The sequence below is a fragment of the Escherichia sp. WS1450 genome, from assembly GCF_046487395.1.
In the GTDB taxonomy this organism is placed as follows: domain Bacteria; phylum Pseudomonadota; class Gammaproteobacteria; order Enterobacterales; family Enterobacteriaceae; genus Escherichia; species Escherichia coli.
In genome coordinates this window covers 1-24,894 of sequence record NZ_JBJQJO010000001.1, presented here as the reverse complement: position 1 = coordinate 24,894, position 24,894 = coordinate 1, and the positions used below count along the sequence as shown (strand labels likewise).

Below are 24,894 nucleotides of genomic sequence, written 5' to 3'. Positions count from 1 at the left end.
ACGACTTACTGATTAAATTCAGTCAATTTCTTACGATAGCTCTTAGGCGTAAAGGACGTTAATTTCTTAAACGTTTTAATAAACAAACTCGGGCTACTATAACCGGCCTCAAACGCAATATCCGTCACTGAATAGTTGGTCATTTCCAGTTGTTTTTTGGCAAAATTAATACGGATTTCATTAATAATCTGCATTGGCGTTTTGCCATAATATCGTTGAGTCGCTCGCGTCAAATATTCCTGTGATTTGGCTGACAACGTCACCATATTCTCCAGCGCCGATTCACTAAACTGCTCTTTATCATGCATCTTTTCTACCGTACTTTTCAGCCACTGCGGTACATCATCAATCACCTGTTCTTCGCGGTAATGACGTAAACGGTTAATGACATAAAAAGTAACCATCTCAACAAACTCTTCCAGCCCTGTTTCGCGGAAATTCAATGAAGAAATCACTGTTTCCACATAGGTGAGAAAAGCGTTATTGGTCCGGTATACCTGCGAAGCAACAAAGCAATAAGGCAACAACGGCAGGTAATGCTGCTCAAAAAAGCGTTTACTGATCCCAACGTTCAATATGCGCGTGGCACCAAACTCATAAAAACTTTGATGGTGCGAACCTAACGGAATAAAAACAAAATCGCCCCGTTCCAGTAACACGCGCTTACCGTTAATCTCCTGGAAATAACGCCCGGTTAATACCAGAGTAAATTCATAATAGTCGTGCTGATGCAGTCCGCTGATACTCTCAGTTTTGTTGTAGATAAACACATGGAAGTTTTTGCCATTAAACAACTGCTGTTCTCGGGCAGTGGCAATTTCCGGCGCGTTAATCACTGGCTGCATCATCGACTCCTTATGCCTTCAGTTTTTCATGAAGCTCAATTAATTCAGTAATCAGTTCACGCGCAAGCATGGACGTCATTAAATGATCCTGAGCGTGGACCAGCACCAGACTCACTTTCATCTTACCTTCGCCCGCATCGCCTTCAATCAGTTTCGTCTGTACCAGATGCGCTTCATTCAATGCCATCCGCGACTGATCCATCATCGCTTTTGCTGCGGCAAAATCGCCCTGCTTCGCCTGTTTCAGTGCCGCATACGCCAAGCTGCGCGCTTGTCCGGAGTTGATGATAAGCCCCATCACCACTTCTTCCAGCTCTTCAGCTTCTGTTTGCGTATCGGGAATGTTATCGAGATCCATCATACATCGTTCCTCTCTTTTCTTACCGGCACGATTACCCGTACCGGCATCGATTAAAATTTCAGGGCGTTAGCGATATCTTCTTCGCTCTCTTCTTTATCAATCGCGTTTTGTGCTTTGTTAGCGACCACAACAAAGGGCAGATAAATTAACGTTGCGATACCAAGGTTGAAGAGTGCGACCAGCAATGCGGCGACGCTACCGTTGGTGTTAAAGAAGGCTCCCAGACCGGTTGGCATGGTCCACGGTGCAATATTGGTCACCGGAGGAATAATGCCCATGTAGTACGCTGCGAGGGTGATTGCCGCCAGAATCGGTTGTACCAGTACAAACGGGATAAACATCACCGGGTTCATGATAATTGGCAGACCAAACAGAATCGGTTCGTTAATCTGGAAGATGCCGGACGGCAGCGCCAGTTTTGCCACCTGACGATAATCAGCACGGCGAGAGGCGATAAAGATAGCCAGGATCAGGCCTAAAGTCGCACCACTGCCACCGAGGAAAATAAAGGAGTCCAGCATCGGCTTGGCCCAGATATGGAAGGTCTTACCGGCTGCCAGCGCCGCTTCGACGGAACCATATTGCTGATAGGTCGCGATATTTTCCAGCGCCCAAGGCGTCATAATGCCGTTGTCCAGTGCGGTCAGCGCCAGCGCACCATGAATACCGAAGAACCAGAGCAGTGGAACAAAGATCACATAGGCCCAGCCCACCACGCTACCCAACGATGCCAGTGGGGTTGAGATGGTATCCATAATGATCTGATGGAAGTTGGTGCCCCAGGTATTCAACGCCCAGGCAATAATCCCCATCACGGAAAGAATAATAAAGCCGGGAATTAAAGCCGAGAAGGAACGCGATACTGAAGCAGGTACGCTATCGGGCAATTTAATGACCCAATTGCGGCGGACAATAAAGGTAAACATTTCTGCCACCACCAGGCCAATAATAATCCCGGAGATGATATTCGCCCCACCTAACCAGTTTGCGCCAACCGCATAGGCCTCACCGACACTATATGGGGTGACGGTCATAAATGCTGCAACGGATAACAACCCGGCCGCCAGCGCATCGACTTTACGCTCTTCTGCCAGCGCCATGCCAATAAAGAACGGTGCCATTAAAGACATTATCCCTAATGTTCCGTTATATACGTTGCCGCCAATACCTTTCAGACCATTAAGTGTTTCAATGGTTGAGGCATCCAGGCGAATACCTAAGGAATAAAAAAACGACCCCTCCCCAAAGCTTAGAAAAACGTTGTTAATTAATACAAACATGGCCCCCGCAAGGGTTAACGGCATTAAGCGAATAAAGCCATTTTTGATTGCATTAACGTGTGGCTGCTTTCCTATTTTAACTGCAAAAGGGAGGAGTACCTTTTCAAGCGATGCAATAACATTACTCATAGAAAAATACCCTTAAAAACCGCAATTTAAATATTGCGGTATTGATTTATGAAATAACTCTTTGACGGGAAAATTTAAAATAAATTAATTTGCTGCGGCTTTTTTAATCGCTGCAACCGCAGCCTTAAGCACGCCTAAACCATCGACTTTGCCATAAAGCAGCGAGTCAATTACTTCAACCGGTTTGTTGGGTAACAAACGCTGGATTTCGGGCAACATATAAGCAATCTGCGGCCCTAATAACACGACATCGGCATTCTGACCTTTTTCACCAGCCAGTGTTTCCGGAAATGCTTCAATAATGACCGGAACTTCATATTTTTCTGCCTGTGCGCGCATTTTTGATACCAGTAAAGAGGTAGACATGCCCGCAGAACAAAACAGATAAATGTGTTTCTTTTCCATAAAACTGCCCTCATCGACGATTATCTGTCAGCCAGACACTCCGCAAGCCTTAACCTGCTTCCATGCTCTGGGTAACTTGCGAAACCAACATGACTTTTTTTGTGGCTGAAAGGAGTATACGGTATAGACCTGAGCAATAGTATTTCTTTGACCTTATAAATTGTCTCTCCTTGACCTGCGGTTATGACCCTCTTCACATTTCGGGCAAATAATTCGCGAAGATAATTAAGAACTCAGACCAAAAAAAACCGGCGCAATGGCCGGTTTCCGTTGTTACTCAAGCTTTCAGACGAAGTGATTACTTCGCAGCCTGTGGATCAGTGTCGTATTCAGCACAGGTCTGATAACCGGAGTTGATGACATGTCCGGTATCATCTAACGCGACAAAGTAGGTTTCTGCTTTACCATCACGTTGACCCAGGATGTAGGTCTGGCAAGTACCACGAGCATGGATCATGCTCACTTCAGACGAAGGTTTACCCGCAATTTGTGCAACCTGCGCCCGGCTCATGCCTTTTTTGACGTCTTTCACCACAGGCTGTACAAACTGGTCTTTGGTACGATCATAAGCCGTACAACCCGCCAGCATGGTTAATACCGCCGCTGCACTCAGAATTCCTGCCATATTCTTGTTCATATTCCGTCCTCTTGTTTATCAGCGTGTTAGATAAGCCTGGAATACATTGGGCGCTTTTTCAAGCCCGTGAACGAAACGGCTCCGCTTTCAGAGGATTCCTGTATGACGTTTTAACCACCATTCAGCCCGCTGTCGCTTGTCGTTTCAGTAGCAACGGGTTAGCTTTAAGGAAGTTTTGTCTTTTCTGTCTGGAGGGGTTCAATGACATTGCAACAACAAATAATAAAGGCGCTGGGCGCAAAACCGCAGATTAATGCTGAAGAGGAAATTCGTCGTAGTGTCGATTTTCTGAAAAGCTACCTGCAAACTTATCCGTTCATTAAATCACTGGTGCTAGGGATCAGCGGCGGTCAGGACTCCACGCTTGCCGGTAAGCTGTGCCAGATGGCGATTAATGAGCTGCGCCAGGAGACCGGCAACGAATCACTGCAATTTATTGCCGTACGCCTGCCCTATGGTGTTCAGGCTGACGAACAAGATTGCCAGGATGCCATTGCCTTTATTCAACCGGATCGCGTATTAACCGTTAATATCAAGGGCGCGGTATTGGCCAGCGAACAGGCGCTGCGCGAAGCGGGCATTGAACTGAGCGATTTTGTTCGTGGCAATGAAAAAGCGCGTGAGCGGATGAAAGCACAATATAGCATTGCGGGCATGACCAGCGGTGTCGTGGTGGGCACCGATCATGCAGCAGAAGCCATTACCGGATTCTTCACTAAATATGGTGACGGCGGTACGGACATTAATCCGCTGTATCGTCTCAACAAACGCCAGGGTAAACAGTTACTGGCGGCATTAGGTTGCCCGGAACACCTTTATAAGAAAGCCCCAACGGCCGATCTGGAAGATGATCGCCCTTCTCTGCCAGATGAAGTGGCACTCGGCGTGACCTATGACAATATCGACGACTATCTGGAAGGGAAAAACCTACCTGAACAGGTCGCCAGAACAATAGAGAACTGGTATCTGAAAACCGAACATAAACGCCGTCCGCCAATTACCGTTTTCGATGATTTCTGGAAAAAGTAATAATTTGCACATATTGGTTTGTGCGAAAAAGAGTACTTTGTTCACGCCGGATGCGGCGTGAACGCCTTATTCGCCCCACAAAACTATGCAAATTCAATATATTGCATGAGTCGAATAGGCCTGACAGGCGTAGCACGTCAGACGGTGTAACCTTTGTCATCAACCCGCCTCTTTTTTAATCGCTCCCCGCCTGTTACACTGGATAGATAACCAGCATTCGGAGTCAACAGTGGTACGGCGTTTAACTTCTCCGCGGCTCGAATTTGAAGCTGCGGCAATTTATGAATATCCCGAACATTTACGTTCATTCCTTAATGACTTACCCACCCGACCAGGGGTGTATCTGTTTCATGGCGAAAGTGACACCATGCCGCTCTATATCGGCAAAAGCATTAACATCCGCAGCCGCGTCCTTTCTCATTTACGTACCCCGGATGAAGCCGCCATGCTACGGCAATCCCGGCGAATTAGCTGGATCTGCACCGCAGGCGAAATCGGCGCTCTGCTCCTTGAAGCGCGATTAATCAAAGAACAACAGCCGCTGTTTAATAAACGGTTGCGCCGCAATCGCCAGCTCTGTGCCCTGCAATTAAATGAAAAGCGCGTCGATGTGGTGTATGCCAAAGAGGTGGATTTTTCACGAGCCCCCAACCTGTTTGGCCTGTTTGCCAATAGGCGAGCAGCTTTGCAAGCATTGCAGACCATCGCTGATGAACAAAAACTTTGCTATGGCCTGCTGGGACTGGAACCGTTAAGCCGCGGGCGTGCTTGTTTTCGTTCTGCATTAAAACGTTGCGCTGGGGCGTGTTGCGGTAAAGAGAGCCATGAGGAACATGCGCTACGTTTGCGCCAGTCTCTGGAACGTTTGCGAGTAGTTTGTTGGCCGTGGAATGGTGCGGTGGCGCTGAAAGAACAGCACCCGGAAATGACTCAATATCATATTATTCAAAACTGGCTGTGGCTGGGGGCAGTTAATTCGCTGGAAGAAGCGACAACGTTAATTCGGACACCCGCCGGGTTTGATCACGACGGTTATAAAATTCTTTGTAAGCCGCTGCTTTCCGGTAACTATGAAATTACTGAACTTGATCCGGCGAATGACCAGCAAGCCAGTTGATTTCACTGAACAACAGTTTACCTTGCGGTTGTAAAAGCCGCAGGGTGTGCCTGCCATCGAACCAGCACGCGCCCTGGTCGGTAGTGAGCAGTTTATCGCCCAGTTGCCACGCCCCGTTAATCACAAACACTACCCCGCCGCGTGAGCCAAAGGTAGTAAACGTACGTTCGGCAATTCTGACTTTCGCCTTACAGACATCCAGGCGTGTCATGATGTTGAAATCCATCGACATCTGCCCTGCCGTCAGTTTCGCTTTAACCACCTGGTCCGCCGCAAAGGCAAAAGGCTGTAACGGTTTTAAGGTATGGTTAAAGCGGTCTGCGCTTTCAAGGAACATCTCGCCGCCTTCCAGCAACGTCACTATCCTTTCCATACCTGGAAACAAAGAAAACTCCCCATTCGCCGCGATGGATGCAATGCTGGCACGCCAGTAAAAATCACGTTTTGCCGGTGGGAAAGTGCAAATTTCGCGCGTTTCACCGGCAGCATTTCGCCACAGATTCACCGACATTTTACGCATATCAAAGTATTCCATACTCGCTCCCGGCCCGTTCTTTTCATTGTTATCGTTCAGGTAACCGTGGATGGTTATCGGCAACTCGGGTGATTTACGTTAGTGGCGATCAGGCTTTTTTTGCATCTGTTTGAGAACAAAAAAGAAAACCGCCGATCCTGTCCACCGCATTACTGCAAGGTAGTGGACAAGACCGGCGGTCTTACGTTTTTTGGCTGAAAGATTATTCAGCAATTGCAGGCATTTTACCTTTTGCCGCTGGACGTTCTGTCAGACGCTTCTCAAAATTAGCATTAAATTGCTTTTTCTGTTCCGGCGTCAGGATGTTGTAAATCTTGTTCTGGGTTTCCATGTGCGCCAGCATGTTAGCTTTGCGCTGTTCTTCCATTTTTGCGATCTGCGCTTCAGCTTTTGCTTTATCGAAGGTATCGCTGGCAATGATGTCATGCATTGCGCGGCGTTCTTCCAGCGGCGGACATTTCATCTGGTCACGCTGGCCTTTCATGATTTCGCGGATCTGCTGTTTCTGCGCGTCGGTCAGGTTCAGGTCTTTGAACATCATGTCCTGATGCGGACCGAACTTGCCTTTGTGGTGCATCATCGGCTTCGCGTCAGCCGGTGCTGCGGTAGTGGTGTCTGCGGCATGGGCCAGGTTAGCCGCGCCAAGAGCCAGGGTAGAGGCAACAAACAGTGCAGTTAATTTACGCATATTCTATATCCTTCCTTTCAGTTATTTATTACGGCTTTCTTAAGAAGCGTGCCGTGTTGACGAGATTAACTTTACTGACTTTAGCGTCAATTAATCAGAGCAACGGTAAAACAATGAAAGTGTAAAAAACACTTTTGCGCCAATTATGGAGAAAAAAAGAAAATTTGATGGAGAGTGATGAGAAAATATTACAACACGATGATTTTGCAGAGATTATGAAGAACTATACCGGATGACTGGTGATAAATAAAGCAAATAACCAGGATTAATCTGTATTAATTTATAAGAAAGTAACTTAATACCCGCAGAATGATTTCTGCGGGTAAGTATTAGCTTATTTTTTCGAGCATTAATCCCGCGCGTAATCCCAACGCTACCAACGGATTAGGGAATAACACATACTCTACATCATGGGTTACGGTAAAACGTTCCTCCCCGTCCTGCGCCAGTAATGTTCCTTTCTCAAACGGCATAAAATTCAGCGTGTCACTTGCCATATGCATTTCGAAGGACGGCGAGTGGCGAGTAATTTGCGAAACCACCCGATAACGGAGTGGCGGCGTTCTCACAATACCGACACTATCACCAGATAGCAGCGCAGCAATTGCGCTGGCAGTGACTGCAAACTGGCGAAGATCGTTTTGTCCAAAGGGCAACGCTTTGCCGAGTTCCAGCGTACAGGCCAGCGCGCCAAAATGTCTGGCGCTGAAATGAGTAAACGTACCACCAGGCTCCTGATGGAACACCAGTGCCTCCAGACCCGCCGCACCCAGCCACGTCAGAAATTTCTCGTCCCAGGGAATGTCGCGTTGCGGTAATACACCGAACTGCGGATGCAAGGAGCCACGAATTGCGGTATGGAGATCAAGGTGCCAGCGCACAGATTCTTTGCCCTGGTCATAAAAATCTTCCAGGCACTGTTCCAGTTCGCGCGCGCGACAGGTTTCCCCGCTTTCAGCAAATAGCTGCCAACGACCGCCAAACATTCGGTTCATATCGCTATGGCAATAACGTTTCCCTTGCTTCAGCGCAGGAGGATTCCCGAGGATCACCAGCAACCGCCAACGTAACGGGATCTCGCCGTGAGATATCGCGCCAAGCAACGCGTCCAGCATCTCCACAGGTGCCGTCTCATTACCGTGTATTCCCGCTGAAATCACCAGTGCGCCTTGCGGTGGCGTTAATGGCGTCAGTTCCAGCACACCATCGCCCAGCCAGCGCCAGCGAACGCCGTTGATTTCTCGCTCGGTGATAACCGGTTTTTTACCCGTTAAGGTCAGAGCAAGAAAATTATCCATTGCCCCCTCCCTCGCGCTGGAACGGATAAACCGAACCGAGATTCAGTAATTGGCTCAATACATCCAGTGCTTCCCGCCCTTCGCGCAGCAATTGCGGGTCGGCAAGATCGGCAGCAGTAAGACGATCGCGGTAGTAACGATCCACCCAGTCATTTAGCGCATTAAACAGCGTATCGTTCATCATCACCGCCGGATTCACCGCCCGGCGTTCTTCTTCTGTCAATACCACCCGCAACCGCAGGCACGCCGGGCCGCCGCCATTCGCCATGCTTTCACGTAAATCAAAGACTTTTAGTTCGCTAATCGGGTTGTCAGCGGCAAGGAGTTCATTGAGATAACCCCATACTCCGGCGTGTTCCCGACACTCCTGAGGCAGCACCAACATCATGGAACCATCATCGCGGCTCAGCAGTTGGCTGTTAAACAGATATGTAGACACCGCATCTGACACGGAAACCTGAGTCGCCGGAACTTCTATCGCCATAAAACCGTTCACCCGCGCACGCAGGTTTGCCAGTAACTGCACCTGTCGAGCGAACGCCTGTTGATGACAAAACAGCACCTGGCGGTTACTCACGGCAATCACGTCATTATGAAAAACGCCCTGGTCGATAACGTCCGGGTTTTGCTGGGCGAAAATCACCTGTTGGGGATTCACCTGATTCAGCCTTGCCACCGCCTCGCTGGCTTCGCGAGTCTGCCGCGCCGGATAACGGGAAGGCCGGGTATCATTGCCTTCTTCTCGCCCGTAGACAAAAAGCTGCATACCTGGTTCGCCATAATGACCGCCGAGACGATTGTGGTTTGCCGCTCCCTCATCACCGAGCAAGGCTACCTGCGGCAACGCCGAATGGACGGTGAATTTTTCTTCATCGTTAAAAATCGCTTTTAACAGCGATTCGGTGACGGGGGCTTCCAGCGAACGGTGAAATTTATTGTTCAGGTTGGCAACGGTGAGATGCACTTTGCCATCCAGCGTATCGGCAGATGGCGCGATCGTTGCCGCATTGGCTACCCACATTGGCGAAGCGGAGCTGACGCTGGAAAGCCAGTGCGGTGCCTGGCGGGCAACCTTTTCCAGTACCTGCTCATCGCTGCCGCTGAAACCCAACTGACGCAGCACCGGAATAAACGGACGCTCGTGCGGCGGGATCACCGCCTGGGGGAATCCCGCGTCGGCAAGGGCTTTCATTTTCAGTAAGCCCTGCTTCGCCGCCAGTCGCGGGTTAGAGACCTGAAAACGGTGACTGGTGGAGGCTTCATTACCAAACGACAGGCCCGCGTAATGATGCGTCAGCCCTACCAGCCCGTCGAAATTGATTTCCCAGGCGTTCATCGCACCACCTCATCGGAAAAATCCAGCCCAGGGTTAAGCGTGGCGGGCAATGTTAACGAGTCCGACTCCAGACTCGCCATCGGCCAGGCGCAGTAATCTGCGGCATACCAGGCGCTGGGGCGATGGTTACCGGAAGCGCCAATGCCGCCGAATGGCGCGGTACTGGCAGCGCCGGTAAGCGGTTTGTTCCAGTTAACAATCCCCGCCCGCGCCTCCAGCAACAGTTGATCGAATTTTTCCCGCTCGGGGGAAACCAGTCCGCAAGAGAGTCCGAAGCGAGTGTTATTCGCCATTCGAATCGCTTCATCGAAAGTATCATAACGCCAGACGCGCAATAACGGTCCGAACACCTCTTCATCTGGTACGCCAGCAACGCCTGTCATTTCAATGATCCCCGGCGTCAGCAACGATGTCCCTGCTTGTAATAAGCGCGGCGCAAGCAGGGTTCGTCCGCCCATCGCTTCCAGTTGCTGCCAGGCAGTAACCACCTGCTGTGCGGCCTGTTCAGAAATCAGCCCGCCAATAAACGGCTGCGGTTCGTCATCCCAGTTGCCCGGCGTTAATCGCTGGCTGACGGCAACCAGGCGGGCAAGAAATGCATCGCCCTGCGCTCCACTTTTCAACAATAAACGGCGGGCGCAGGTGCAGCGTTGCCCGGCTGTGACAAACGCCGACTGAATGGTCAGATGGACAGCCGCGTCGATATCCGCCACCTCATCGATAATCAGCGGGTTATTGCCGCCCATTTCGAGGGCGAGAATTTTCTCCGGCTGACCGGAAAGCTGACGATGCAACTGGTAGCCAGTATTGGCGCTACCGGTAAACAGCAAGCCGTCGAGATCCTCCAGCGCACTCAGCGCCTGACCCGTTTCACGCCCGCCCTGCACCAGGTTCAGCACGCCCGGCGGCAAGCCAGCCTGCTGCCATAAACGCATTACCGCTTCGCCACTCCACGGTGTCAGTTCGCTGGGTTTAAAGATAATGGTGTTACCTGCCAGCAATGCCGGAACGATATGTCCGTTCGGCAAATGACCAGGGAAATTATACGGCCCAAACACCGCCAGCACGCCGTGCGGGCGATGGCGCAGGCTCGCCGCGCCGTCCGGCATTTCGCTACGCTGCTCGCCGGTACGAACATGATACGCCTTAATTGAGATGGCGATTTTATTGATCATCGCCATCACTTCGGTTGCCGCTTCCCAGCGCGGCTTACCGGTTTCTCTGGCAATAATCGCGGTTAATTCGCCTTTATTGCTTTCCAGCAGTGCGGCAAAGCGTTCGACAACTGCCAGACGTTCAGCAAATGAGAGACGCGCCCAGCGCGGAAACGCCGCACGGGCAGCCCGACAAGCCTGCTCAACCTGAGCGGCATCGGCATCATTGCCCTGCCATAACACCTCGCCCGATACCGGATTACGCTTCACACGCAATGCGCCCTGGCCCGTCACCCAGTCACCGTTGATCCATAAAGTCATGCTGTTTTCTCCTCTGCGCACAGGCGCACCAGACGAACGCGATCCCCTGCGTGGCATTTGAGGGCATCCAGTTGTGCGGCGGTTAAAATCAAACGCTCGGTCGCTGGATCGGTACGCACCAGCACCACGCGGAAATGGTGATAATTTTCATTGGCGACCAGGCAGGCCGGGAAATCGCCCTGCGCAGGCTGCCCTTCTGCCACTTCCACCAGCCGACTTTTACGGATGGCACGCACGCGGTCGATGTCACACTCAAGCGTCGGCCCGCCGTCAAAGATGTCGATATAGTTACGGTAGCGAAAACCTTCTTTCTCCAGCACCGCACGGGCAGGCGCGGTTTGCGGATGTACCTGACCGATGACGTCCTGGGCTTCCTGGGATAAAAAGTGGGTATAGATCGGATGTTTCGGCATCAGTTCTGCAATAAACGCCTTTTGCCCGGTGCCGCAGAGAAAATCGGCGCGGCTAAAATCCATCGAAAAGAAGCGTTTACCGAGGCTTTGCCAGAACGGTGAATAGCCGTGTTCGTCAATCACCCCGCGCATTTCGGCAACCACTTTGTCATTAAACTTGTCGCGAAAAGCCGCCATAAACATAAAGCGCGATTTCGACAGCAAATAGCCGTTGCCCTCTTTGCGCCAGTCCGGGTCGAGAAACAGCGTGCACAACTCGCTGCTGCCGGTGTGATCGTTACTGAGAAACAGCGTCGGCAGCGCGTTATAGACATTCAGCTCTTTTGAGGCGTGAACCAACGTGCCGACGCGATAGTTGTACCAGGGATCGTTCAGCCCAACTGCCACCTCAATGGCACAAATCCCCGCCACTGTGCCTGTCTCGCTATCTTCCAGCACGAACACATAGCCCTGCTCACTTTTGGGCAGTTCGCCTTGCCAGGTTTTGATTGCCCTTTCGATACGCGCCGAAAGCGTGGCTTCATTGGCGGGAAGCGACGTCAGGCCGCCGCCCGTTTTGCTGGCAAGCTGCATCAGCGCCGAGACATCTGAGCGCTCAACGGGACGGATGACCATCATGATGAACCTCGGCTAACAAAGTGGTCGCAAGCAGCTGCAAAGCGATCCAGTCCGGTCGTCACCTCTTCTTCGCTGACATTGAGCGCAGGCGCAAAACGCACCACGTTGCCACCCGCAATCAGTACCATCACGCCTGCTTTCGCCGCTTCCTGAGAGATCTGTTTCGCTTGCCCGGCGTAATCGGTATTCAACACGCAACCAATCAACAAACCTAAGCCGCGAACTTCACTGAACAAACCGTAGCGGTGATTAACTGTATTAAGACGCTCAACAAACCAGTCGTGACGCTGCTTAACCCCGTTAAGCATCTCTGGCGTGTTAATGAGATCCAGCACTTTGTCTGCCACCGCCGAGGCCAGCGGATTACCGCCATAGGTGGTGCCATGAGTGCCAACGGTCATCACGCTGGCGCACTCTTCGGTTGCCAACAACGCACCGACCGGGAAACCGCCGCCCAGCGCTTTCGCGGTAGTTAACAGATCAGGCGTCACACCGTAGTGCATATAGGCATACAGTTCCCCGGTGCGCCCGACGCCAGTTTGTACTTCATCAAAAATCAGCAATGCATTGTGGCGGTCACACAATTCACGCAGACCATGTAAAAACGCGTTGCTGGCTGGCACCACACCGCCTTCCCCCTGGATGGGTTCGACAATCACCGCACAGGTAGAGTCGTCAATCAGCGCGCTGGCAGAGTTAATATCGTTATATGCGGCATGACGAATATCCGGCGGCAGTGGCGCAAAATCCTGTGAATAGGCTGGCTGACCGCCCGCACTGACGGTAAACAGCGTGCGACCATGAAACGCATTTTTAAACGCCACGATACCGCTCTTATGGCTGCCGTAGCGGTCGTGAGCGAATTTACGCGCCAGTTTTAGCGCCGCTTCATTGGCTTCCGCACCGGAGTTACAAAAGAAGACGCGATCGGCAAACGTGGCGTCGATCAATTTTTTCGCCAGTCGCAGTACCGGCTCGTTGGTGTAACCGTTGCCGGTATGCCAGAACTTACTCGCCTGTTCGTTCAGCGCCTCACGCAGTTCCGGGTGCGCATGGCCCAGCGCGTTCACCGCAATGCCACCCGCGAAGTCGATATACTCTTTCCCCTGCTGATCCCACAAGCGCGAACCTTCGCCACGTACCGGTATAAACGGTGCCGGAGCGTAAACAGGTATCATCCATTCATCAAAGTTTTCACGCGTAATTGGCTGAGACATAGCGACCTCTACAGTAAATAATTCGTTATTTATATGTTAATAATAAGTAATGTTTGCGCTGTAAATGTAGATTGCATGGTTCGTGCCAGCCAGTGATAAAAGTGCATAAATCGCGGAGGCTAACTGGAAATCAAGGAGTTATAACCAAACCATATGCATTTAAAGTGCATATAAAGTGAATACGTTTGCGATGTGGGTGAATAAAAAGAATAAAAAACGCAATGTTATGCAGAAGTAAAATATAATTCTGGAATTGTGATCATTGACGAAATTTACTGGAAATTACTGCGCCATTCTGACGCAGCGCGCACCAAAAGCGGGCATTTTTTGCGCCATCGTTGACATCATTAACAACTATCGATCAAATCACTTAACAACAGGCGGTACGCAAAGCGAAATTCTGCTACCATCCACGCACTCTTTATCTGAATAAATGGCAGCGACTATGAAATTTGTCTCTTTTAATATCAACGGCCTGCGCGCCAGACCTCACCAGCTTGAAGCCATCGTCGAAAAGCACCAGCCGGATGTAATTGGCCTGCAGGAGACAAAAGTTCATGACGATATGTTTCCACTCGAAGAGGTGGCGAAGCTCGGCTACAACGTGTTTTATCACGGGCAGAAAGGCCATTATGGCGTGGCGCTGCTGACCAAAGAGACGCCGATTGCCGTGCGTCGCGGTTTTCCCGGTGACGACGAAGAGGCGCAGCGGCGGATTATTATGGCGGAAATCCCCTCACCGCTGGGCAATGTCACCGTGATCAACGGTTACTTCCCGCAGGGTGAAAGCCGCGACCATCCGATAAAATTCCCGGCAAAGGCGCAGTTTTATCAGAATCTGCAAAACTACCTGGAAACCGAACTCAAGCGTGAAAATCCGGTGCTGATTATGGGCGATATGAATATCAGTCCTGGCGACCTGGATATTGGCATTGGCGAAGAGAACCGTAAGCGCTGGCTGCGTACCGGAAAATGCTCTTTCCTTCCGGAAGAACGCGAATGGATGGAGAGACTGATGAGCTGGGGGTTGGTCGATACCTTCCGCCAGGCGAATCCGCAAACAGCCGATCGTTTCTCATGGTTTGATTACCGCTCAAAAGGTTTTGACGATAACCGCGGTCTGCGTATCGACCTGCTTCTCGCCAGCCAACCGCTGGCAGAATGTTGCGTAGAAACCGGCATCGACTATGAAATCCGCAGCATGGAAAAACCGTCCGATCACGCCCCCGTCTGGGCGACCTTCCGCCGCTAATTTAGCTGTTCTCCTGGCTCAAACTGGGTCAGGAGAATTAACCTTGAGAAAAATCAACAAACTGTCAGTAATGATTTGTTGCCTGCCGCCCTTTGTTATACCGTCACTGCGTTTTTAGTTGTCTGACCACTTCTCTATTATCAAGTTTGATATAGGAAACTCCACAATGAACGCTGAGCGTAAATTTCTTTTTGCCTGTCTTATTTTTGCGCTGGTCATTTACGCTTTCCACGCTTTCGGTTTATTCGAGCTGCTCACCGATTTACCTCACTTACTGACACTCATTCGCCAGAGCGGATTGTTCGGTTATAGCCTCTATATTCTGTTATTCATCATTGCCACCCTCTTTCTGTTACCAGGAAGCATACTGGTGATCGCTGGAGGAATAGTTTTTGGCCCGCTCTTAGGGACACTACTATCATTAATTGCCGCCACGCTGGCCTCCTCGTGCTCATTCCTGCTGGCGCGCTGGCTGGGACGTGATTTACTGCTGAAATACGTTGGCCATAGCCATACCTTTCAGGCCATTGAAAAAGGCATTGCGCGTAACGGTATTGATTTTCTTATTCTGACCCGCTTAATCCCGTTGTTTCCTTACAATATTCAAAATTACGCTTACGGATTAACCACAATCACCTTCTGGCCTTATACCCTTATTTCGGCACTCACGACCCTGCCCGGTATTGTTATTTATACCGTGATGGCAAGCGATCTCGCCAATGAAGGCATTACGCTGCGCTTTATTTTACAACTCTGTCTGGCGGGCCTGGCGCTGTTTATTCTCGTCCAGCTCGCCAAACTCTACGCCCGACACAAACATGTGGATCTGTCTGCTTCGCGCCGCAGCCCACTTACTCACCCAAAAAATGAAGGATAGAACGATGTTGCAACATTATTCAGCGTCATGGAAAAAAGGACTGGCTGCACTCTGCTTACTGGCTGTTGCTGGGCTTAGCGGCTGCGATCAAAAAGAGAATGCGGCGGCAAAAGTGGAATACGACGAACTTTCGAACAGCCAACCGCTGCGTGTCGATGCTAATAACCATACGGTAACCATGCTGGTGCAAATTAATGGTCGTTTCCTCACCGACGACACTCGTCACGGTATTGTGTTTAAAGATGGCTCCAACGGACATAAATCGCTGTTTATGGGTTATGCGACCCCGAAAGCATTTTATGAAGCCCTGAAAGAGGCAGGTGGTACGCCAGGCGAAAACATGACGATGGATAATAAAGAAACGACTCATGTCACAGGCAGCAAACTGGATATTTCGGTCAACTGGCAAGGGGCGGCAAAAGCGTATTCCTTCGATGAAGTGATTGTTGACCGTAATGGCAAGAAACTGGACATGCGCTTTGGCGGTAATTTAACGGCAGCAGAAGAGAAGAAAACGGGTTGCCTGGTGTGTCTGGATAGCTGCCCGGTCGGCATCGTCAGCAATGCAACATACACTTATGGTGCGGTTGAAAAACGAGGGGAAGTTAAATTCAAAGGCAATGCCTCGGTTCTCCCGGCGGATAACACGCTGGCAACGGTTACCTTTAAAATCACCGAATAAAGCCAGGATAAAGGATGATGAAGATGCAATCGCGAAAAATCTGGTACTACCGTATAACCCTCATCATCCTGTTGTTCGCTATGCTGCTGGCATGGGCGCTGCTTCCCGGCGTCCATGAGTTTATCAATCGCAGCGTTGCGGCGTTTGCCGCCGTGGACCAACAGGGTATAGAACGCTTTATTCAGTCTTACGGCGCACTGGCGGCAGTTGTCTCGTTCTTGTTGATGATTTTACAGGCCATTGCTGCACCGCTACCTGCGTTTTTGATCACCTTTGCCAATGCGTCGCTGTTTGGCGCGTTCTGGGGCGGCTTGCTGTCGTGGACCAGTTCGATGGCCGGCGCGGCGCTGTGCTTTTTTATCGCCAGAGTGATGGGCCGCGAAGTGGTGGAAAAGTTAACGGGTAAAACGGTACTCAATAGTATGGACGGCTTTTTTACCCGCTATGGTAAACACACCATTCTGGTATGCCGATTATTGCCTTTTGTGCCTTTTGATCCCGTAAGCTATGCTGCCGGTTTGACTTCAATACGTTTTCGCTCGTTTTTTATCGCCACCGGGCTTGGTCAGTTACCAGCGACTATTGTTTATTCCTGGGCGGGCAGCATGTTAACAGGCGGTACCTTCTGGTTTGTCACCGGACTGTTTATTCTGTTTGCCCTGACCGTGGTGATTTTTATGGCGAAGAAAATATGGCTTGAGCGCCAGAAGAGGAATGCCTGATGGGTTTACCGCCGCTTAGCAAAATTCCTTTCATTTTACGTCCGCAGGCGTGGCTGCATCGTCGCCATTACGGCGAGGTGCTAAGCCCGATTCGCTGGTGGGGGCGGATCCCGTTTATCTTTTATCTGGTGTCGATGTTTGTCGGCTGGCTGGAGCGCAAACGCTCACCGCTCGATCCGGTAGTACGATCGCTTGTCAGCGCGCGCATTGCGCAAATGTGCCTGTGTGAGTTTTGCGTGGATATCACCAGTATGAAAGTCGCCGAGCGCACTGGCAGCACCGATAAACTGCTGGCAGTGGCTGACTGGCGGCAAAGCCCACTCTTTAGCGATGAAGAACGGCTGGCGCTGGAGTACGCCGAAGCCGCAAGCGTAACGCCGCCAACGGTCGATGATGCCCTGCGTACCCGACTGGCTGCGCATTTTGACGCCCAGGCGCTCACCGAACTGACGGCATTGATCGGCCTGCAAAACCTGTCAGCCCGTTTTAATTCTGCCATGGACATTCCCGCTCAGGGGCTGTGCCGTATTCCTGAAAAACGTTCTTAAGGAGGGTACTACCTTCACTTCTACCTCTGCCTCCCAAACTCCGTAAAACTCATGCACAATCACCATATTACAGTCAACCCGAACATTATGAGCTCCACTGAATTCTACTGTTCACCCCCTAAATCAAGCATAAAATGGGGGCATATTTGGGGGCCCATTGTGTTCAGTCAGTTTCAGGAGCCCCCATATGGCACTTACAGCCAGACAAGTCGAAACAGCCAAACCTAAAGACAAAGATTATAAACTCTCTGATGAACGTGGTTTATATCTGCTGGTAAAAACCACGGGAGCACGCTACTGGCGCTTTAAGTACAGGATAGCAGGAAAGGAGAAAAAACTGTCCTTCGGTGTCTATCCTGACGTCTCCCTTGCAGAAGCCAGAACCAAACGCGACGATGCAAGGAAAATTATCTCCGAGGGCGGTGATCCCGGTGAAAAGAAACGAAGGGAAAAACTCTCACAGAAAATCTCTGTCACCAACACCTTCCATGCTCTCGCAATCGAATGGCATCATCATAAATCTTTATCATGGTCTGACAGTTACGCCAGAAGCGTACTGGAAGCTCTGGATAAAGACGTTTTCCCGTATCTGAGCAACCGGAGCGTTACTGATATCCTTCCACTGGAAATGCTGGAAATACTACGTCGAATTGAAAAACGAGGCTCTCTGGAAAAACTACGCAAGGTCCGGCAATACTGCAATCAGATTTTCCGTTATGCCATAGCCACAGGACGAGCCACTGTCAATCCAGCCTCAGAACTGAGCAGCACGCTGGCGGCACCAAAAACCGCACATTTTCCCCATCTGAGAGCGGATGAACTTCCTGTTTTTCTCCGGAAGCTCGCTGACTATCACGGCAGTCCTGTCACTCGTATGGCTACAAACCTGCTGATTCTGACCGGGCTCAGAACGATTGAATTGCGACTGGCCGAATGGTCAGAAATTGATTCTAGCAACGCACTCTGGCATATCCCTAGAGAGAGAATGAAAATGCGCCGGCCTCATATTGTTCCTCTGTCACGCCAGGTCATTTCTGTTCTGCAGGAATTACATGGTTTTACCGGACAGTATCGCCTTATGCTACCCGGACGTTGCGATGTAAACAAACCTATGAGTGAAGGCTGCATCAATATGGTGCTCAAACGTATCGGTTACGATGGCAGGGCAACCGGTCATGGTTTTCGTCACACCATGAGTACCATTCTGCACGAACAGGGCTTTAATTCTGCCTGGATTGAAATGCAGTTAGCTCATGTGGATAAAAACTCCATCAGGGGTACCTATAATCATGCACATTATCTCGATGGTCGCCGTAAAATGATGCAGTGGTACGCTGATTACATTGATTCTCTTATGGGAAAAACGCACAAATGAAATAAACCATCCCCCACCAACTGCAGCGGTTGGTGGGGGCTTAACTGTTATTTTTTGATTTTTGCCTTCAGGCGTGTCCACAGGAAAATGCAAACTGCGGTATATACCCGTGTGATAAACAACAGTTTAAGGCTGAAATACTCTCCTGCCTCGCTGGCATTCGTTTCAAACATAGCGAAAAGAACACTCTGCGAGAACTCATGACTATAAATAAAATAATAACAGAGTGCTGTCAGTGACGTAGTCCAGAGAATAATACCGACAACCGCTGCAATAATTTTTATCCGTTCTGGAAAAAGAAACACGGGTATCCGCCACAGGGAGCTGAATAACAGTGAATCTCGTATTCCATTTATTCCACCGTATCCGGTGCTGAAGATAATCACCTGCAGCAGGGTGGAAAAGATAAAGTATCGCCCCCGTGCGCTCCGGCTGAAAGCAGGTCTGCTGTTTCCGGCATTTAAATGTATTGACCATCTCCCGGTAAAATGTAATAAATCCCCCGTTACCGGAAAACCGATGAACAGAATTCGGACAGAAAATGAGTTCCTCAGTTACCTGTTGCGTTTCCCCCGGTCTGATGAGCCAGAGACACAATGGTCTGTACCGTTCTGTTGATATTAAACCGGTATTCGATATCTTCTCTGGCGCTGGCAACCATCATCCTGAAGCGTTCCGGGCGGGACAAAAAATCCCGAAGCGCACTGGTCCATGCAGTCATATCTCCCACAGGTAAAAGTGTTCCTGTCACATTTTTCTGAATGGCATCCGGGATCCCGCCAGTCTCACTGGCAATAACGGGAACACCGGAGGCTGACGCTTCAGCCAGGACCATGCCAAATGCCTCATTTTTCAGAAGGCATGATAGCACACTGGCAACCCGGTATATCGGTAACGCCGGGAAAACAGCACCAGCCATGAAAACATCACCACTCATTCCCAGTGATTCAATCTGCAGGCGAAGGCGTTCTTCGTATTCCTCACGACCAGCGCCCACCACGAGCCATCGAAATACTTTCCCTTCCATCTTCAGTTGGTGCAACACCCGGAGCATAAATTCATGCCCTTTCTCGGGACGCAACATACCCACCTGGACAATCAGCGGGATATTGCCCGCTGATTCTGTCCATCCCTGAATATGCGGAGGTAACTGTTGCCTGACTTCTCTGTGTAATACAGAAACGATGCCAGCATATCAGACGGCTCAGGCCTGCAATGTTACTGTCATGACCACTGTGGCAGATTACCAGATCAGGTCTGAATTACCGGATTACCTGCCGCAGTCTGATGATGGAAGGAAGGTGAAGACTGTTCCTGAAAGGAATAAAAGTAACATCATGTCCGATTGTTCTGGCTTCATGAGCTATTTTACTTTTTTCCCTGCAGGCGAGTAAAACAGAATGCCCCTGTTTCTGGAGCGCTGTCATCTGTGCCAGAGCCTGTAACTCCTGGCCACCAATATCTGGTGAAGACTCAGTGAATAAAATCTTCATTATTAATTCTCTGGTAATCTTGGCCCCTTATGAAGAGCCAGTAATGAAGAGAAAAATGGCGTGATATAATAAAAAGGCACCGTTTCAGCCAACCGCAATATTCCCGTTCTTTTGTACTAATACGTCCTATAAGTAATGAACCTTTTACAGGGCAGTTCATTCTTCTTTCCGTTGTATATAAATAAGATAAACCAAGTTCTCTGGTGAGATTAATATAATCTCTGCTATAATATCCTGCAGGCCAGCATAGATGGGGACTACAGTATCCCAGTTTTTCCTTCAGACATTGTTTGCCTGTCATAATAGCTTCTTCCATGAGTCGGCACTGCTCAGTACGTGGTACAGACAGTCTGTCCCAGCGTTTATGTGAATGGGTATGTAAATGGAATTCAACAAGACCGGAATCACGCATTTCCCGGACTTCAGACCAGCGAAGCATCACTTCATCGGAACGGTTATCTGCAATCAACTGCTCACAGTCGCGATGCGAATATTCCCGTTTCTGTCTGTAACGCACCTTCCCGTCACCAATCAACCCTGTAATGAGAAAAATATGCGTATGAAGATTGTATTCCTTCAGTACCGGCCATGCCCGGAACCAGTTATCAAGATATCCGTCATCGAATGTAATCATGAAGCTCTTTCTTGGAAGCATTCCCCCCTGATAAAAATATTAAAGTTCAGCGGATGTTACTGTCCGCCAGTTATTTTTTGCGAGCCACTCTATCTGTTCACAAAATATTTCAGGTGAAAGTGTCACAAGCCCCGGACAGCGACTGACATGATGGTACATCAGTACGGGAAGATGTCTTGCATTCAACATAAAGCATTATCACCAGTTAGTTATACAGTAAATATACCCCGAGTAAAAACAGGGCGGTTTAGGATATGTCTGGCTCCGGGTATTCTACTATGTAATCAGGGAATAATGGACAATGAGAATACAACAGACACTTTTAATATTTCCGACTGTTTATCAAAATAATTTTATCCTTTGTGAATATATTGTTTTTATCATATGATTTACTTATTTTCCAGGAAAATAAAATCCTTCGATTTCAGGACGCTCAGAGGAATATACCTGCTTCCGTCAAAAATCATAAAAACCGTGTCCCGATTAGTTTTAGCAGCAGGATCAAATGCAGTAATATCATGATCTTATACCAGTAAGCCACTGGGAAATGCCCTCAAAATGTCGTGCACTGATTTTTCGGTTGAGAGCCTCATAATACCTAATATTACTGGCCGTAATAATCCGGAGGCACAGCATAGCTTTCTTGTACAGAGGCATCATGATGAACAGGATTAATACCGTCACAGATGCACAAGTTTTACCCGTGATAAAGAATCCCGTTTTGTCCGCACTTGCCTGCGCCAGCGTTGAAAACGTGCCGGTTATTGTAGTTAAGTTATTGCCGCTAACTTTTTCACAACCCACCTATCCGGATATTTCCTTATTCTTCATATATTACATCTCATAAATTTAAATGTGAGTTTCTCATGGGTAAAATAAATTATACGAATCGCATCAATAGGAAAGACAGACGGTGCTGCCGATATAAAACGGGAAGTGACGGGATAAGCAGTTATGTGAATATTGTTTCAAAAAATGATATTTTGTGTTGTTAAAGTATAACTTTGCAATAAGCTATCCATGATGGGATTCTGTAAATGAACAAAACACTCTCTTCAATTCTGCTCATCTTCGGTATCTGTGCATCATCACTGGCTGCTGATAAAAAAGAACCGTCAGTTTTCCACGATGTGAAGGGCAGGAAGCATCGGCTGTTTCAGCCAGCGTCAAACGGAACTATCTCCAGAAACAGGTGCTTCACAGGAAAGATGACTAGGTGCTCCTCAGTCAGCAGCGTCCTGTTGTCTGGGTGAATCTTCGTGAGCTGGTAAGTAAAGGTGATAATTTAGTCACAGCGCATCTCACCGCCAGGGGGAATAAAGCCGATATTCAGTATCGGGTGCGCATTGACTGTAAGAACGAAAACGCTATCTGGCAGCGCCAGGGATGAACGCTTGAAGATAACCACAGAGTATGAACAAACGGACTCTACATGTTCATTATGACTAAAAAAACGCTGCACGTTCTCTGTTTTATTTTACGTTGCTGTCATAACGTGTTTACCTCAATTTTCGGGAACGTGTTCTTAGCGCTTAGACTACCCCTGAATCTTCTGCTGTTGAAGGGCCGTAACAGGGTAAGTGATAACAGATGTCTGGACATATAGGAGCAAATTCACCGATTTACTTAATCATGATGTTATTTTGTAAAATAAGCTGAGGGGAGTTTCACATAATGTTAGTTTTTGTGTAAACGCAAGAAGGAAAATCAATAAAATTAATATATAGTTATATGTTGTAGGTGTGAGTATGACTGTTTGGCCGTGGAGTGCATTCCTAAATTAGGATTGGATAATTTAAGGTTTAACACATTATTAAATACGGCAAATTACAGTAAAATACTTTGCCGTATTTAGAAATAAAATTAAATTTTTCTATAGAATATTATTTATCTGAATTTTCGGTGGCCTTCCAGTTTTATATTATTCATTTTATCCAGAGCATCACGTAGTGACTCTATATTCCCCGACTCAACCTTCTCTTTTGCAAGATTGATTTCATTTTGTAGTTTCTTCAACTCATTCTTATAACTTTCCACTGCGACTTTATCGTTGCTGTTTATTTTTTCAGGAAGAGTATTCATGGAAGCATTTACAGCTTTGTCCATCATATCAAGAGCATTTAATAGAGATTTTTTATCACCAGAGGATTGTAGAGTGCTCATATTTCTTGCAAGGCTCTGCATATTTTTATCCAGTCCGGAAGCCAAAGATATATGACTGGTAGATAAACACATTACAAGTATAGAACTCACAATAAAGAATTTTTGTTTCTTCATTAATTTACTCCTATTCGAAAGTGATTATCGTCATGGCAATTTAACTTTATTATTCTATCTTTTATGGATGTACATCTCCTATATGGGTATACACAAGAAAATGTGATGCATTTCTAAAAACTATTCTACTTTATTCGGTATTGCTGAATGATTCACCATTAAGAAAATAGATATAACAGTTCTTTATTTCTTTTATTTAACATGGTTGTATTAAATATTCAACAGGTTTTCTAATACCAGTTGGGCTTTGTTGAAAAAATCTGATTTAGGGTAAGAGCCCCGTAGCTAGTTGTGCTTTCAGGCAATACGCACGCTCTCAGGCATACCTACTTTCGTGATTTTATTCAGCGCTAGCGCCATGACCATACCCTCTGCAACCTGACCATCGTAGTCACGCAGCGTCAGTGAACCTCCGAACAACTGTTTTACCCGGTACATCGCTGTTTCCGCTATCGAACGACGGTTATAATCTGTTGTCCATTTACACCGGGCATTACTTCCGGTCAGCCGCTGATTAGCCACTGCACGGTTACGGTCTTCGTATTCACCGGGCTAGTAACCCGCACCTTTTCGGGAAGGGGTAAGCGCGCTGATTTTCTTACGCCTCAGTTCATCGTGACAGAGTCGGGGGTCGTAAGCCCCGTCTACCGCTGCAGCCATGATTTTTCTGTGAGTCTGTTGGAGAAGCCCCGGGAAGGCTTCTGAGTCCGTGACGTTGTTCAGCGACAGGTCTGCACAGACAATTTCATGTGTGTTGCCATCAACAGACAGATGCGACGCCCCTCTTTGCCGTGCTTTTTGGCTTTCCTTTCGCCTTCCCCAAAGACTTTTAGCCCGTTGGAATCAATCACGAGGTGTATGATTTCACCCCGGGTGGGGATTTATGTATAAGAAACAGCGTATTCGTGAGGGGTGAGCCATGAATAAAATCCCTTTTGAAGTATTAATCCACTCTGAAAATGCATTAATCTGCGCAAAGGAAATGGACGCGTTATTAATTAAGTTAATTGATATTCCGGAAAGTGGCGATAAAACATATTCGATGACGGACAGGCGACAATGTGGTTATCTGTGCTGGCGTTTGGCAGACAGGCCGAAGCACTGGCCAGACACCAGAAAGGCGAACTGGTAAGCGTGGCAGGTAACATGCAGGTCAGCCAGTGGACAGGGCAGAACGGGAAAACGCGGCAGGGACGGCAGGTTATCGCAGACAGCGTAATCAGTACTCAAACGGTGCGGCCAGGAGGAAGCAGACGCGAAACCACAGGTACACAGGGTAATCAGCCACCAACGGGAGGCGACGCCACTTACGGAGATGATATACCCTTATGAATTAAGCGGGGCGCAACATGAACAACAGCACACTGAAGAGCCGGACAATAAGCGACGCGACAGCGGAAGAACTCGAGAGCAGGGGACTGTGGAGACGTGCTGCCAGAAGGTGGCAGGATGTGATGATTACTCTTGAGAAAGACAGTCACAGACAGCTTGCAGTAATGAGAGCAAGGGAATGTATCAGGAAGGCAAAACGCCCGATACCTGAACCGCCCCGGAAATCCTGGAGACTAAACTCCCTGAGAAAGAGGTAAACAGGATGACTAAAAATACTCGTTTTTCCCCCGAAGTCCGTCAGCGGGCGATTCGTATGGTT

At 48.8% G+C, this 24,894-nt stretch carries 24 protein-coding genes and 4 pseudogenes; 11 read left to right on the top strand and 17 right to left on the bottom strand.

The window, feature by feature from the left end; translation table 11 throughout:
• Window positions 1–5: 5 nt before the first annotated feature.
• The 5 genes from chbR to osmE all read right to left on the bottom strand — a co-directional run bounded on the left by chbR (window position 6) and on the right by osmE (window position 3,657).
• Complete coding sequence (chbR, locus tag ACJHYR_RS00140) at window positions 6–848, bottom strand: transcriptional regulator ChbR (protein ID WP_000983653.1); 843 nt, start codon at window positions 846–848, stop codon at window positions 6–8.
• Between the two features lie 7 nt (window positions 849–855).
• Window positions 856–1,206, bottom strand: coding sequence for a PTS N,N'-diacetylchitobiose transporter subunit IIA (chbA, locus tag ACJHYR_RS00135; RefSeq protein WP_000968919.1), 351 nt, complete (start codon window positions 1,204–1,206; stop codon window positions 856–858).
• Window positions 1,207–1,256: 50 nt separating this feature from the next.
• Window positions 1,257–2,615, bottom strand: coding sequence for a PTS N,N'-diacetylchitobiose transporter subunit IIC (gene chbC, locus ACJHYR_RS00130; protein WP_000073041.1), 1,359 nt, complete (start codon window positions 2,613–2,615; stop codon window positions 1,257–1,259).
• Between the two features lie 84 nt (window positions 2,616–2,699).
• Window positions 2,700–3,020, bottom strand: a complete 321-nt coding sequence (gene chbB / locus ACJHYR_RS00125) for a PTS N,N'-diacetylchitobiose transporter subunit IIB (protein WP_000412169.1) — start codon at window positions 3,018–3,020, stop codon at window positions 2,700–2,702.
• A 298-nt stretch (window positions 3,021–3,318) separates the two neighbouring features.
• Window positions 3,319–3,657, bottom strand: coding sequence for an osmotically-inducible lipoprotein OsmE (gene osmE / locus ACJHYR_RS00120; RefSeq protein WP_001039044.1), 339 nt, complete (start codon window positions 3,655–3,657; stop codon window positions 3,319–3,321).
• A gap of 201 nt (window positions 3,658–3,858) precedes the next feature.
• Between osmE and nadE the strand changes: the two genes are divergently transcribed.
• Complete coding sequence (gene nadE, locus ACJHYR_RS00115; RefSeq protein ID WP_000175035.1) at window positions 3,859–4,686, top strand: ammonia-dependent NAD(+) synthetase; 828 nt, start codon at window positions 3,859–3,861, stop codon at window positions 4,684–4,686.
• Between the two features lie 229 nt (window positions 4,687–4,915).
• Entirely contained in the window at window positions 4,916–5,803 is an 888-nt protein-coding gene (gene cho / locus ACJHYR_RS00110) for an excinuclease Cho (protein WP_000252367.1), read from the top strand.
• On the opposite strand, the gene ves is transcribed toward cho, so the two are convergent.
• From ves to astC, 7 genes are all read right to left on the bottom strand, one after another.
• Entirely contained in the window at window positions 5,763–6,338 is a 576-nt protein-coding gene (ves, locus tag ACJHYR_RS00105) for an environmental stress-induced protein Ves (protein WP_000455601.1), read from the bottom strand. The genes cho and ves overlap by 41 nt on opposite strands.
• 202 nt (window positions 6,339–6,540) lie before the next feature.
• Window positions 6,541–7,026: an ATP-independent periplasmic protein-refolding chaperone Spy gene (spy, locus tag ACJHYR_RS00100; RefSeq protein ID WP_059328059.1), complete on the bottom strand. Its 486-nt coding sequence runs from the start codon at window positions 7,024–7,026 to the stop codon at window positions 6,541–6,543.
• Between the two features lie 329 nt (window positions 7,027–7,355).
• Entirely contained in the window at window positions 7,356–8,324 is a 969-nt protein-coding gene (gene astE / locus ACJHYR_RS00095) for a succinylglutamate desuccinylase (protein ID WP_000368500.1), read from the bottom strand.
• Window positions 8,317–9,660 (bottom strand): N-succinylarginine dihydrolase, encoded by a 1,344-nt coding sequence (astB, locus tag ACJHYR_RS00090; RefSeq protein WP_000994950.1) that lies wholly within the window; start codon window positions 9,658–9,660, stop codon window positions 8,317–8,319. The genes astE and astB overlap by 8 nt, the downstream gene beginning before the upstream one ends.
• Entirely contained in the window at window positions 9,657–11,135 is a 1,479-nt protein-coding gene (gene astD / locus ACJHYR_RS00085) for a succinylglutamate-semialdehyde dehydrogenase (protein ID WP_000177304.1), read from the bottom strand. The genes astB and astD overlap by 4 nt, the downstream gene beginning before the upstream one ends.
• Window positions 11,132–12,166 carry an arginine N-succinyltransferase gene (astA, locus tag ACJHYR_RS00080; protein ID WP_000989419.1) on the bottom strand — a complete coding sequence of 345 codons (1,035 nt, stop codon included), beginning with the start codon at window positions 12,164–12,166 and terminating at the stop codon, window positions 11,132–11,134. Before astA ends, astD begins: the two co-directional genes overlap by 4 nt.
• Window positions 12,163–13,383, bottom strand: a complete 1,221-nt coding sequence (gene astC / locus ACJHYR_RS00075; protein WP_072837390.1) for a succinylornithine/acetylornithine transaminase — start codon at window positions 13,381–13,383, stop codon at window positions 12,163–12,165. The genes astA and astC overlap by 4 nt, the downstream gene beginning before the upstream one ends.
• A 445-nt stretch (window positions 13,384–13,828) precedes the next feature.
• Between astC and xthA the strand changes: the two genes are divergently transcribed.
• From xthA to ACJHYR_RS00045, 6 genes are all read left to right on the top strand, one after another.
• Entirely contained in the window at window positions 13,829–14,635 is an 807-nt protein-coding gene (xthA, locus tag ACJHYR_RS00070) for an exodeoxyribonuclease III (RefSeq protein WP_000673929.1), read from the top strand.
• Window positions 14,636–14,801: 166 nt separating this feature from the next.
• The gene (locus tag ACJHYR_RS00065; RefSeq protein ID WP_001306150.1) at window positions 14,802–15,512 is read left to right on the top strand and encodes a TVP38/TMEM64 family protein; all 711 of its coding nucleotides are present in this window, start codon (window positions 14,802–14,804) and stop codon (window positions 15,510–15,512) included.
• A 4-nt stretch (window positions 15,513–15,516) separates the two neighbouring features.
• Entirely contained in the window at window positions 15,517–16,194 is a 678-nt protein-coding gene (gene ydjY / locus ACJHYR_RS00060) for a lipoprotein YdjY (protein WP_000939195.1), read from the top strand.
• 14 nt (window positions 16,195–16,208) lie between these two features.
• A complete protein-coding gene (locus ACJHYR_RS00055) occupies window positions 16,209–16,916 on the top strand; it encodes a TVP38/TMEM64 family protein (protein WP_000977133.1) in 708 nt (235 codons plus the stop codon).
• Window positions 16,916–17,464 (top strand): carboxymuconolactone decarboxylase family protein, encoded by a 549-nt coding sequence (locus tag ACJHYR_RS00050; RefSeq protein WP_000524080.1) that lies wholly within the window; start codon window positions 16,916–16,918, stop codon window positions 17,462–17,464. Before ACJHYR_RS00055 ends, ACJHYR_RS00050 begins: the two co-directional genes overlap by 1 nt.
• 187 nt (window positions 17,465–17,651) lie before the next feature.
• Entirely contained in the window at window positions 17,652–18,839 is a 1,188-nt protein-coding gene (locus ACJHYR_RS00045) for a tyrosine-type recombinase/integrase (RefSeq protein ID WP_001218736.1), read from the top strand.
• Between the two features lie 65 nt (window positions 18,840–18,904).
• Here the strand turns inward: ACJHYR_RS00045 and ACJHYR_RS00040 are convergent.
• The 3 pseudogenes from ACJHYR_RS00040 to ACJHYR_RS00030 all read right to left on the bottom strand — a co-directional run.
• Window positions 18,905–19,309: pseudogene (locus tag ACJHYR_RS00040) on the bottom strand (phosphoethanolamine transferase domain-containing protein); the annotation flags it as partial.
• Between the two features lie 80 nt (window positions 19,310–19,389).
• Window positions 19,390–20,335: pseudogene (locus ACJHYR_RS00035) on the bottom strand (glycosyltransferase family 4 protein).
• A pseudogene (locus ACJHYR_RS00030) lies at window positions 20,335–21,155 on the bottom strand (polysaccharide deacetylase family protein). Before ACJHYR_RS00030 ends, ACJHYR_RS00035 begins: the two co-directional pseudogenes overlap by 1 nt.
• Window positions 21,156–22,182: 1,027 nt before the next feature.
• Here ACJHYR_RS00030 and ACJHYR_RS00025 point away from each other — a divergent pair.
• On the top strand, window positions 22,183–22,356 hold the full coding sequence (locus ACJHYR_RS00025; RefSeq protein ID WP_001354053.1) for a YebF family protein: 174 nt from the start codon (window positions 22,183–22,185) through the stop codon (window positions 22,354–22,356).
• A 497-nt stretch (window positions 22,357–22,853) separates the two neighbouring features.
• Here ACJHYR_RS00025 and ACJHYR_RS00020 read toward each other — a convergent pair whose 3' ends face one another.
• Both ACJHYR_RS00020 and ACJHYR_RS00015 read right to left on the bottom strand, forming a co-directional pair.
• Window positions 22,854–23,243: a cytochrome b562 gene (locus ACJHYR_RS00020; RefSeq protein ID WP_001354052.1), complete on the bottom strand. Its 390-nt coding sequence runs from the start codon at window positions 23,241–23,243 to the stop codon at window positions 22,854–22,856.
• A gap of 297 nt (window positions 23,244–23,540) precedes the next feature.
• A pseudogene (locus tag ACJHYR_RS00015) lies at window positions 23,541–24,121 on the bottom strand (IS5 family transposase); the annotation flags it as partial.
• A gap of 157 nt (window positions 24,122–24,278) precedes the next feature.
• On the opposite strand from ACJHYR_RS00015, the gene ACJHYR_RS00010 reads away from it, so the two are divergent.
• On the top strand, window positions 24,279–24,575 hold the full coding sequence (locus ACJHYR_RS00010) for a single-stranded DNA-binding protein (RefSeq protein WP_045147041.1): 297 nt from the start codon (window positions 24,279–24,281) through the stop codon (window positions 24,573–24,575).
• Window positions 24,576–24,592: 17 nt separating this feature from the next.
• Window positions 24,593–24,832: a PerC family transcriptional regulator gene (locus ACJHYR_RS00005; protein WP_410233026.1), complete on the top strand. Its 240-nt coding sequence runs from the start codon at window positions 24,593–24,595 to the stop codon at window positions 24,830–24,832.
• The last annotated feature ends 62 nt before the right edge of the window (window positions 24,833–24,894 follow it).